The sequence below is a fragment of the Rhizobacter sp. P3_B12 genome (genome assembly GCF_056402895.1).
On sequence record NZ_JBFUGN010000131.1, the window covers coordinates 1 to 10,047 of the forward strand.

A 10,047-nucleotide genomic window follows, 5' to 3' on the forward strand; every position below is an offset into this window, starting at 1 on the left:
GTGCCGGCGCAGGTGCGGGCGCGGGCGCAGCCACCGGCCCGATCGCGCACTTCTCCTTCTTGCCCGCGTTCGGATCCACGCCGCCGAAGGTCGCGCCGGTGCAGGCCACGGTGCCCGACAGCGTCTTCACCACCCACTTGTTCTTCACGCCGAACGACACCTGGCGGGTCGCCGTGCCGATCTTGCAGCTCTTGCCTTCGTCGGCGCACTTCGAGAAACCGGCCGGCCAGTCGATGGCGAAGGCGGGCGTGGCGGCGGCGCAGGCGATGGCGACCAGGGTCAGTCGCAGCGGGTTCATTCGGCTTGTCATGGGGAGCTCATTCGCAGTTTGAATGGGCCGCAGGCTACCGCGGGACCCCTGTGAAGAAGCGCATTCCCAATACTCTGAAACACTGCTTGCAGGCGCGAGAGGTGCATGCGCGAGCCATCGCCGAGCGATGACCGCGCCGTGACCGGGGTCCGGGAACCAGGAGGGCGCGGCCTCAGGGACTCCAGAGGACGATGCGGTGCTTGCCGGCCCGCTTGGCGACGTACATCGCCTGGTCGGCGCGGGCCGTCAGCGCGTCGGAATCGTCGCCGTGTTCCGGCCCGATCGCGACGCCGATGCTCGCGCCCACCGCGACCACCTCGCCGCGGGCCAGGTGGATCGGCAGCTCGATCGCCTGCAGCACCCGCTGCAGCACGCGTTCCACCTCGCGCGCATCCTGGATGTTGCTGAGGATCAGCGCGAACTCGTCGCCGCCGAAACGGGCGACCACGTCGTTGGTGCGGATGCAGCCGAGYAGCCGCTTCGCGACCTCGTTCAGCACGGCATCGCCGGCGTCGTGTCCGTTGGCGTCGTTGACGGCCTTGAAGCCGTCCAGGTCGAGGTAGCACACGCCGGTCATCTGCCGGCGCCGCTGCGCATCGGCCAGGATGTAGAGCAGCCGCTCGGCGAACAGCAGGCGGTTCGGCAGCCCGGTCATCGGGTCGTGCAGCGCCAGGTGGTGCGCATGCGCCTCGCTGTCCTTGAGGGCCGTGATGTCGGTCATCGACCACAGCGATTCGTCGGCCGACACCGCCGCGCCGGTCAGGTCGATCCAGATCGCATGGCCCTGCTTGTGGCGCATGCGCAGCTGCGCCCGGAAGCGGCCGCTGGCCTGCAGCATCGGGTAGGCGCGGCGGCCGATGTCGTCGAAGGAGTCGTCGTCGAGGTAGAGCAGCCGCGCCGGCGCGCCGACCAGCTCGTGCGGCTCGTAGCCGAAGATCCGGTCCAGCGCGCGGTTCTTCCAGAGCGCGACGCGATCCTTCAGCTTCACCATGCCGACGACCTCGTTGTCGAGCATCACGCTCTGCTCCTGGGCCAGCCGCGCGATCTCGCGGCGGGCGACCACCTGGCGCCGCTGCTGCACGAACAGCAGCGCGGAGAAGCCGGCGATCGTCGCGATGGCGATCGCGAGCAGCGACGCCACCTGCCCGACCTCGCGCCGCCAGCCCGACAGGAAATCGCTGGTGCCGAGCCCGACGAACACCCGGAACGACGAGCCGGGAATGCGCTGGTACGCGGTGTAGCGTTCGATGCCGTCGAGTGCGGTCGGGGTCAGGTACGAGCCGCGCTCCGGGTTGGTCGCGAGGCGGCGCGTCATCTCGCTGGAGACCACCACGGTGCCCAGGTTCTTCTCCTGCGCGCCGTCGAGCACCGAGAAACGCGCGACCAGCTTCAAGCCGCCCGAGCGCAGCGCCACGGCACCCGCGCTGGCCAGCCCGATGCGCTTGAACCGGTCGATGAAGTGCTCGCTGGGCAGGCTCGTGTAGACCACGCCGGCGAACGATCCGTCGGCGCGTCGCAGTTGGCGGGCCACGGCGATGCCCCATTTGCGGGTGATGCGGCTCTGCACCGGCTCGGAGACCACCATGCCGTCATGCGACCTCGTTTCGAGGAAGTAGTCGCGGTCGGCGATGCTGACCGTTGCAGCGCCTGCAGGCAGGCCGAAGCTGACGATGCCTTGTTCATCGGCGATGCGGATCGCATCGACCTGCGGCAGCAGCGAGCGCTGCTCGGCGAGGCTCTGCTCGATCTCGGCGCGCCCGTCGGCCTGGGTGGCATCGACGGCGCGCACGCGCAACGCCACGGTGGCCAGCGCATTGTCGAACTGCTTCAGCTCGGCGCCGAGTTCGATGGCCAGGCTGTTCGCCAGGTTCTCGGCCGATTCCCGCGCCCGCACTTCCTCGGACTCGCGGCCCGCCTGCAAGGCCACGACGGCGGCCAGCACCAGCACCAGGATCACCACGGCATTGCCTGCCACCAGGGCGAGGGCCAGGCGGCGCAGCGGCAATGCGACGAAGCGGGCGGGAAGCGACGGGTCGGTCATGGGCAGTGGGGCGGATCGTAAGGCACGCTGCCCGGTTCGCGCACGGCCCCCGCCCAGGGCCGGACGGCGCCGCTATTTCAGCGGGGTCGTGTAGTCCACCGGCAGCCAGCGGTACCCCGCGCCCGCCCGGCGCAGGTGGCCGAGGCCGGGGAACGGCAGGTGGGGGGCGCCGACCAGCGTGTTCTGCGCGGCGGCCTGCGCGAACACCTGGCGGCGCGTGGCGGCCGCGGCGGGCTCGTCGCTGTCGAACGCGATCGTGACGCGTGGGTCGTCGAGCTGCACGGCGCCGACGTGGATCAGGTCGCCGATCAGCAGCAGGCGCTGCCCCTGGCTCTCGACGGCATAGACCGTGTGCCCGGCGCTGTGCCCGCGGGCCGCGATGGCGCGGATGCCGGGCAGCAGCTCGCTGCCCGCGGCGAAGGGCTTCAGCCGGCCGGCTTCGGCATACGGATTCAGCGAGGCCATCGCGCCCTGGAAGAAGCCCTTGGCCGCGGCCGGCGCGGCGTCCATCCGCGTTGCCGAGAGCCAGTACTGCGCGTCGGCTTCGTCGAGGCGCACCGTGGCGTTCGGGAACGCGACGCCGCCCGGCGCCATCAGCCCGCCGACGTGGTCGGGGTGGGCGTGCGTCAGCAGCACCTCGTCGACCTGCTCGGGCTGGTAGCCGGCGGCCCGCAGGCTCGCGCCCAGCTTGCCGAGCGTCGGGCCGAACAGCGCGCCGGCGCCGGTGTCGACGAGCACCAGCTTGTCCCCGGTGTTGACCAGGAAGCCGATGACCGAGGTCTCGACCGGGCTCTTCACATCGGCCTTGGCGAGCCGCGAGGCCATGGTGCCGGACGGCGGGTGCAGCAGCGTGTCGGCCGGCAGGTCGACGGTGCCGTCGCTCAGCGCCGTCACTTCGAAGGCACCGAGCATCAGGCGATGGAAGCCGGGCGCCTGGGTCTTGATCATCGGGGCGGCGGCCCGCGCGGTGGACGGTGTGACGGCCGCGCCGAACGCGGCGAGCGCGATGGCGGTGGAAGCCAATGCGCCGGCAGCGGCGCGCAGGGAGAACAGGGAAGAAGACATGGGAAGCACTCTCTCGTTCAAGGAGGAAGGGATGGGGCGATCAGGCCGATGCAGCGAGGCCGAGCGCCGCGATGGCACGCTCGGCCACCTGGTGGTCCTGCTCGGCGTCGCCGCCGGAAATGCCGATGCCGCCGACCAGCTGCGTGCCGTCGAAGATCGGGCAGCCGCCGCCGACCGCGACGAAGCGCGGCCGGTGCGCGAGCTGGGCCGCCATCGGGCGCTCGAGGATCGCGGTCCACTGGCGCGTCGACACGCCGTACGAGGTGGCCGTCCAGGCCTTGTCGACCGCGATCGACGCGGTCAGGAAGCGGGCGCCGTCGTCGCGCTCGAAGGCCTTCAGCTCGCCGGTCGCATCGGTCACCGCCACCGTCACGTGGATGCCGAGCGAGCGGGCGGCGGCCTGGGCGTGGGCTATCAGCGCGGCGGCTGCCTCGCGGGTGATCGAAGCCAGCGGGCGGGTGTGGGGGGACGAGGTGGAAGAGGAAGTCATGGGCATTGCTCCGTTGAAGGGTGACCCATGATTCAATCGAAGCCTTCATCACGCAAATCGATTGAAATGATCGGCACTATCAGAGAACGCGATTTCAGGGGCGTCGACCTGAACCTGCTGGTGACGCTGCTGGTGCTGCTGCGCGAGCGCAGCGTGTCGAAGGCGGCCGCCTGCCTTCACCTCGGGCAGCCGGCGGTCAGCGGCGCGCTGGCGCGCCTGCGCGAGCTGTTCCACGACGAGCTGCTGGTGCGCGGCAGGGGCGGCATGCAGCCGACGCAGCGCGGGCTCGAGCTGCAGTCGGCGCTCGCGCCGGCGCTGGCCGAGCTGCAGGGCGTCGTCTCCGATGCCCCGGCCTTCGATCCGGCGCGCAGCGACCGCAGCTTCGTGATCGGCATGCCCGACTGGATCGACACCTGGCTGCTGCCCGGCCTGGTCGCGCGGCTGGCGGCCGAGGCGCCGCAGGCGCGCATCGCCGTCGTCGCGACCGACCGCTTCCGGATCGCCGACATGCTGCTGCAGGAACAGCTCGACCTCGCGATCGGCGCCTTCCCCGCCGGTCCGGCCTGGCAGCGCAGCCGGCCGCTCGCGACGGTGCCGTACTGCTGCGTGGCGCGGCCCGGCGTGATCGGCCCGAAGGGCACGCTGACGCTGAAGCAGTTCGCCGCGCTGCCGCACCTGATGGTGACCTACCGCGGCGCGTTCCACGGCACGGTGGATGACGCGCTCGACGCGCTCGGATTGAAGCGCCGCATCGTCTGCACCAGCCCGCGCTTCTCGTCGCTGCCGCGGGTGCTGCAGCAGGTGCCGGCGATCGCCACCGTGCCGCAGGTGCTGGCGCCCGGCTGGCAGCGCGACTTCGGGCTGGTGCGGGCGGCGGTGCCGCTGAAGCTGCCGGCCAGCCCGGTGGCGATCGTCCACCACGCGAGCCGCGACAAGGACCCGGCGCTGCGCTGGCTGTGCGGGCTGGTCGAGGCGCTGGTGGCCGACGGGGAAATGGCCTGAGGGGGTGTGAGAGCCCGCGTGCGCGCCGCGCCATGCGCACCCCTGCGACAATCCCGCGAGGAGACCCCATGACGCCGTACAAGACCCTTGAAGACGTGATCGGACAGACGCCGCTGGTGCGGCTGCAGCGCCTGCCGGGCGCCGACAACGAGCGGCGCGGCAACGTGATCCTGGCCAAGCTCGAAGGCAACAACCCGGCCGGCTCGGTGAAGGACCGGCCCGCCATCAGCATGATCCGGCGCGCCGAGGAGCGCGGCGACATCCGCCCCGGCGACACGCTGATCGAGGCGACCTCGGGCAACACCGGCATCGCGCTCGCGATGGCCGCCGCGATCCGCGGCTACCGCATGCTGCTGATCATGCCGGAGGACCTGAGCATCGAGCGCGCGCAGACCATGAAGGCCTTCGGCGCCGAGCTGATCCTCACGCCGCGCAGCGGCGGCATGGAATACGCCCGCGACCTGGCCGAGCAGATGCAGCGCGACGGCAAGGGCCGCGTGCTCGACCAGTTCGCGAACGCCGACAACCCGCGCGTGCACTACGAGACCACCGGCCCCGAGATCTGGGCCGACACCGGCGGGCGCGTCACGCACTTCATCAGCGCGATGGGCACCACCGGCACCATCACCGGCACCTCGCGCTTCCTGAAGGAGCAGAACCCGGCGGTCCGCATCATCGGTGCGCAGCCGGCCGAAGGCTCGCGCATCCCCGGCATCCGCAAGTGGCCCGAGGCCTACATGCCGAAGATCTACGACCCGAGCTGCGTCGACGAGACGGTCAGCGTCAGCCAGGACGCGGCCGAGGAGATGGCGCGCCGCCTGGCGCGCGAGGAAGGCCTGTTCGGCGGCATCTCGGCGGCCGGCGCCTGCTGGGTGGCGCTGGACATCGCCCGACGGGTCGAGAACGCGACGCTGGTGTTCGTGGTCTGCGACCGCGGCGACCGCTACCTGTCCACCGGCGTCTTCCCCGCCTGAGCCCCACCATGAACTACGACACCCGCTTCTGCCCGAACTGCGCGACCGGCCTGCAGCCGGTGACGCTCGAAGAAGACGGCGGCCCGAAGACGCGGCTGCGCTGCCCGGCCTGCGCCTGGACGCACTGGAACAACCCGACGCCGGTGCTGGCCGCGGTGATCGAGCTGGCCGACCGCGACGGGCAGTTGCTGCTGGCGCGCAATGCCGCCTGGCCCGGCAGGTACTTCGGGCTGATCACCGGCTTCATGGAGGCGGGCGAGACGCCGCAGGAGGGCATCACCCGCGAGGTGATGGAGGAAACCTCGCTGACGGTCGACCGCCTGTCGATCATCGGGGCCTACGATTTCCAGCGGATGAACCAGGTGATCATCGCGTACCACGCGGTGGCGCGCGGCGAGATCAAGTTGTCGCCGGAGCTGGTCGAGTACAAGCTCTTCACGCCGGAGGCCGTGCAATGCTGGCCGGCCGGTACCGGCTATGCGCTGGCCGACTGGCTCACCGCGCGCGGCATCACGCCGCAATGGCGCGAGCTGATGCCGCGGCCGGTGGAACCCCACTGAGAGGACACGCGATGGATGCGCAGAAAGAAGTCGACGCCCGCGGCATGAACTGCCCACTGCCGATCCTGAAGGCCAAGAAGGCGCTGGCCGACATGAGCAGCGGCGAGCTGCTGAAGGTGATCGCGACCGACCCGGGGTCGATGCGCGATTTCCAGGCGTTCGCGCGGCAGACCGGCAACGAGCTGGTCGAGCAGAAGGCGGTGAACGACGAGTTCATCCACCTGCTGCGCCGCCGCTGATCAGAATTCGAGGTTCTTCAGGTACCTGCGGAAATCCGCGCCCAGCACCGGGTGAGCCAGCGCCAACTCCACGTTGGCCTCCAGGAAGCCTTCCTTGCTGCCGCAGTCGTAGCGGCGGCCTTCGTAGCGGTAGGCGAACACCTTCTCGCGGCGCAGCAGCCCGGCGATGCCGTCGGTCAGCTGGATCTCGCCACCGACGCCGCGCGGCTGGTTCGCGATCTCGGTGAAGACGCCCGGCGTCAGGATGTAGCGCCCGGCCACGCCGAGCCGCGACGGCGCTTCTTCCGGCGCCGGCTTCTCGACGATGCGGGTGATGTCGATCAGCCGGTCGTTCACCACGCGGCCGTCGACGATGCCGTAGCGCCTGGTCTGCTCCGGCGGCACCTCCTGCACCGCCAGCATCGAGACGCGCCATTCGGCGAACTGCTCGACCATCTGCTGCAGCACCGGCTTCTGGCCCACCATCAGGTCGTCGGCCAGCAGCACCGCGAACGGCTCGTTGCCGATCAGCCGCTGCCCGCACAGCACCGCATGGCCCAGGCCCAGCGCCTGCGGCTGGCGCACGTAGACGCACTCCATGTCGTCCGGCTTCACGCTGTGCACGACATCCAGTAACTCTTGCTTACCCGCCTGTTCGAGGGCTACCTCCAACTCGAAGGTCATGTCAAAGTGGTCTTCGATGGGGCGCTTGTGCCGGCCGGTCACGAAAATCATCTCGCGGACCCCGGCGGCGTAGGCCTCCTCGACGGCGTACTGGATGAGGGGCTTGTCGACAACCGGCAGCATTTCCTTCGGCTGGGCCTTGGTCGCGGGCAGGAATCGCGTGCCGAGGCCCGCTACCGGAAAGATCGCCTTGTTGACAAACATGTGCGTGTGGCCCCTTTAAACTGTGATTTAGTCGACAAAAACCATTGTGTCACGGGCTCTTTGGAGGGCGTGTGACACCGGGGCAGAGCCTCTCGAAGCCGCATGGACTTGCTGATCATCGAACCGCTGGAAGCAGAAGTCATGCAGTGGCTCGATGCGCGCTATTCGCTGCGGCAGGCGCCGGAGCTGGCGCGCGACACCCGCGCGTTCCGCCAGGCGCTCTACAACGTGCGGGCGCTGATCCTGCCGCCCACCGTCGCGCTCGATGCGCAGGCGCTGCACTACGCGCCGGTGCTGCGCGCGGTCGGCCGGGTCAGCGCCGGCGCCGAGAACATCGACCTCGACGCCTGCGCGCGCGCCGGCATCGAGGTGGTGCGCAGCCAGACCGCCACCGCGCAGGCCGAGGCCGAGTTCATGATCGGCGCGCTGCTGTCGCTGCTGCGCCGCGTGCCGGTGGTCGGCTCCGACGGCATGCTGGTCGGCCGCGAGCTGGGCGCCTGCACCGTCGGGCTGATCGGCATGCCGCCGGCCGCGAAGGCGATGGCCCGGATGCTGAGCGGCTTCGGCTCCAAGCTCGTCGGCTACGACCCGTCGCTGCATGCGAGCGACAGCGTGTGGAACCGCTGGCATGTCGGCCCGGTGGGCCTGCGCGAGCTGCTGGAGCAGTCCGATGCCGTCTGCGTGCAGCTCAACTACTTCAGCCGCTACCACGGCCTGCTGGGCGAGCGCTTCCTGCCGTTCTGCAAGCCGAACCAAGTGATCGTCAGCATCGCGCACTCGGGCCTGTTCGACGAGAAGACGCTGGCCGACGTGCTGTCCAGCGGGCGCGTCTCGGCCGTCTGGCTCGACAGCCTGGAGCCCGGCGCGCTGGAGCCGGGCCGGCCGCTGAGCGGCATGGACACGCTGCAGATCACGCCGCGGGTGGCCAGCACCACGCGCGAATCGCGGCTGCGCAGCTCGTGGGCGGTGGCCCGGCGGATCGACGAGCTGCTCGCGATCACGCCCGGCGCACCGCGCGAGTTCAGGACGACGGACCCAGGCGTCCCGCTTGATGCCGCAACCGATCCAGCGTTGCCGTGAAGTCCGCCAGCCGCTGCTTCTCCTGATCGACCACCTCCTGCGGCGCGCGCGCGACGAAGCTCTCGCTCGACAGCTTGGCGTTGCACCTGGCGATCTCGGCCTCGACGCGCTTGATCTCCTTGGCCACGCGCTCGCGCTCGGCCGCGACGTCGATCTCGACATGCAGCGCAATCCGCGTCTCGCCCTGCACCGAGACCGGCAGCTGGGCCGTCGCCGCCGCGAACGCGGCCTCGTCGTCGAACACCTGCACGCCCGACAGCCGGATCAGTGACTGCAGCAGCGGCGCGGCCTCGCGCACGAAGTCGTTGTCGCCGATCGCGTACAGCGGCACCGGCTTGGTCACCTGCATCTCGTTGCGCAGGTTGCGCGTCGCGCCGGCCAGGCCCTTGAAGCGCTCGACCCAGGCATCGGCCTGCGGGTCGACGCGCTCCAGCTGCGCCTTCGGGTACGGTGCGGTGACGATGCTTTGCCCGGAGCCGGCCGGCTTGCGGCCGGCCAGCGGCGCGACCACGTCCCACAGCTCGGCGGTCACGAACGGCATGATCGGGTGCATCAGGCGCAGCACCGTCTCGAGCGTGCGCAGCAGCGTGCGCCGCGTCGCGCGCCTGGCCGCTTCGTCGCCGTTCTGCAGCTGCGCCTTCGCGAGCTCCAGGTACCAGTCGCAGTATTCCGTCCAGACAAACTGGTAGATGGCATTCGCGACGTTGTCGAGCCGGTAGTCGCTGAAACCCTGCTCGACCGCCGCCTCGACGCGCTGCAACTCGCCGGTGATCCAGCGGTCGACCTTCGAGAACGACAGGTAGCCGGCGAACTCGCCGCCCGGCTCGCACTGCGCCTTGGTGTGCTCGGCGAGGCCGCAGTCCTGGCCCTCGCAGTTCATCAGCACGAACTTGGTGGCGTTCCAGAGCTTGTTGCAGAAGTTGCGGTAGCCCTCGCAGCGCTTGGTGTCGAAGTTGATGTTGCGCCCGAGGCTTGCGTACGAGGCCATCGTGAAGCGCAGCGCGTCGGCGCCGTAGGCCGGCATGCCGTCGGGGAACTCCTTCTTCACGCGCGCGGCCACCTTCGGCGCGGTCTCGGGCTTGCGCAGGCCGACGGTCGATTTCTGCACCAGCGTCTCGAGGTCGCGGCCCTCGATCAGGTCGACCGGGTCGAGCACGTTCCCTTCGGACTTGCTCATCTTCTTGCCTTCGCTGTCGCGCACCATGCCGTGGATGTAGACGGTGCGGAACGGCACGCGGCCGGTGAAGTGGGTGGTCATCATGATCATGCGCGCCACCCAGAAGAAGATGATCTCGTAGCCGGTCACCAGCACGCTGGACGGCAGGAACAGGTCCATCTCCTTCGTCTTGTCGGGCCAGCCGAGCGTCGAGAACGGCACCAGGGCCGACGAGTACCAGGTGTCGAGCACGTCCTCGTCGC

Annotated in this window: 11 protein-coding genes; 5 read left to right on the forward strand and 6 right to left on the reverse strand. The window is 70.1% G+C overall.

Going from position 1 to position 10,047, the window contains the following annotated elements:
* The 4 genes from AC1D01_RS09885 to AC1D01_RS09900 form a co-directional block, all read right to left on the reverse strand.
* A partial coding sequence (locus AC1D01_RS09885) for a hypothetical protein (protein ID WP_477865869.1) occupies positions 1-310 on the reverse strand: 310 nt, incomplete at its 3' end.
* Between the two features lie 172 nt (positions 311-482).
* Positions 483-2,351 carry a sensor domain-containing diguanylate cyclase gene (locus AC1D01_RS09890; protein ID WP_477865870.1) on the reverse strand — a complete coding sequence of 623 codons (1,869 nt, stop codon included), beginning with the start codon at positions 2,349-2,351 and terminating at the stop codon, positions 483-485.
* A 72-nt stretch (positions 2,352-2,423) separates the two neighbouring features.
* Positions 2,424-3,416 (reverse strand): MBL fold metallo-hydrolase, encoded by a 993-nt coding sequence (locus AC1D01_RS09895; RefSeq protein WP_477865871.1) that lies wholly within the window; start codon positions 3,414-3,416, stop codon positions 2,424-2,426.
* A gap of 40 nt (positions 3,417-3,456) precedes the next feature.
* Complete coding sequence (locus tag AC1D01_RS09900) at positions 3,457-3,906, reverse strand: GlcG/HbpS family heme-binding protein (protein WP_477865872.1); 450 nt, start codon at positions 3,904-3,906, stop codon at positions 3,457-3,459.
* Between the two features lie 66 nt (positions 3,907-3,972).
* On the opposite strand from AC1D01_RS09900, the gene AC1D01_RS09905 reads away from it, so the two are divergent.
* The 4 genes from AC1D01_RS09905 (at position 3,973) to AC1D01_RS09920 (ending at position 6,681) form a co-directional block, all read left to right on the forward strand.
* On the forward strand, positions 3,973-4,908 hold the full coding sequence (locus tag AC1D01_RS09905; RefSeq protein ID WP_477865873.1) for a LysR substrate-binding domain-containing protein: 936 nt from the start codon (positions 3,973-3,975) through the stop codon (positions 4,906-4,908).
* A 68-nt stretch (positions 4,909-4,976) separates the two neighbouring features.
* The gene (gene cysM, locus AC1D01_RS09910) at positions 4,977-5,882 is read left to right on the forward strand and encodes a cysteine synthase CysM (protein ID WP_477865874.1); all 906 of its coding nucleotides are present in this window, start codon (positions 4,977-4,979) and stop codon (positions 5,880-5,882) included.
* Between the two features lie 8 nt (positions 5,883-5,890).
* Entirely contained in the window at positions 5,891-6,442 is a 552-nt protein-coding gene (locus AC1D01_RS09915) for an NUDIX domain-containing protein (RefSeq protein ID WP_477865875.1), read from the forward strand.
* Between the two features lie 11 nt (positions 6,443-6,453).
* Positions 6,454-6,681, forward strand: a complete 228-nt coding sequence (locus AC1D01_RS09920; RefSeq protein WP_477865876.1) for a sulfurtransferase TusA family protein — start codon at positions 6,454-6,456, stop codon at positions 6,679-6,681.
* Here the strand turns inward: AC1D01_RS09920 and galU are convergent, their stop codons facing one another.
* Entirely contained in the window at positions 6,682-7,548 is an 867-nt protein-coding gene (gene galU / locus AC1D01_RS09925; protein WP_477865877.1) for a UTP--glucose-1-phosphate uridylyltransferase GalU, read from the reverse strand.
* Positions 7,549-7,650: 102 nt separating this feature from the next.
* Here galU and AC1D01_RS09930 point away from each other — a divergent pair, with 102 nt between their 5' ends.
* Positions 7,651-8,628 (forward strand): NAD(P)-dependent oxidoreductase, encoded by a 978-nt coding sequence (locus tag AC1D01_RS09930; RefSeq protein ID WP_477865878.1) that lies wholly within the window; start codon positions 7,651-7,653, stop codon positions 8,626-8,628.
* Here the strand turns inward: AC1D01_RS09930 and AC1D01_RS09935 are convergent.
* Positions 8,570-10,047, reverse strand: a 1,478-nt coding sequence (locus AC1D01_RS09935; protein ID WP_477865879.1) for a class I tRNA ligase family protein, incomplete at its 5' end; no start/stop codon positions are given. The genes AC1D01_RS09930 and AC1D01_RS09935 overlap by 59 nt on opposite strands.

Excerpts from the sequence above, each read along its gene's own strand:
- AC1D01_RS09895 (WP_477865871.1), bottom strand. The coding sequence starts at position 3,416 with ATGTCTTCTTCCCTGTTCTCCCTGCGCGCCGCTGCCGGCGCATTGGCT.
- cysM (WP_477865874.1), top strand. The coding sequence starts at position 4,977 with ATGACGCCGTACAAGACCCTTGAAGACGTGATCGGACAGACGCCGCTG.
- AC1D01_RS09930 (WP_477865878.1), top strand. The coding sequence starts at position 7,651 with ATGGACTTGCTGATCATCGAACCGCTGGAAGCAGAAGTCATGCAGTGG.
- AC1D01_RS09900 (WP_477865872.1), bottom strand. The coding sequence starts at position 3,906 with ATGACTTCCTCTTCCACCTCGTCCCCCCACACCCGCCCGCTGGCTTCG.
- AC1D01_RS09915 (WP_477865875.1), top strand. The coding sequence starts at position 5,891 with ATGAACTACGACACCCGCTTCTGCCCGAACTGCGCGACCGGCCTGCAG.
- galU (WP_477865877.1), bottom strand. The coding sequence starts at position 7,548 with ATGTTTGTCAACAAGGCGATCTTTCCGGTAGCGGGCCTCGGCACGCGA.
- AC1D01_RS09905 (WP_477865873.1), top strand. The coding sequence starts at position 3,973 with ATGATCGGCACTATCAGAGAACGCGATTTCAGGGGCGTCGACCTGAAC.
- AC1D01_RS09920 (WP_477865876.1), top strand. The coding sequence starts at position 6,454 with ATGGATGCGCAGAAAGAAGTCGACGCCCGCGGCATGAACTGCCCACTG.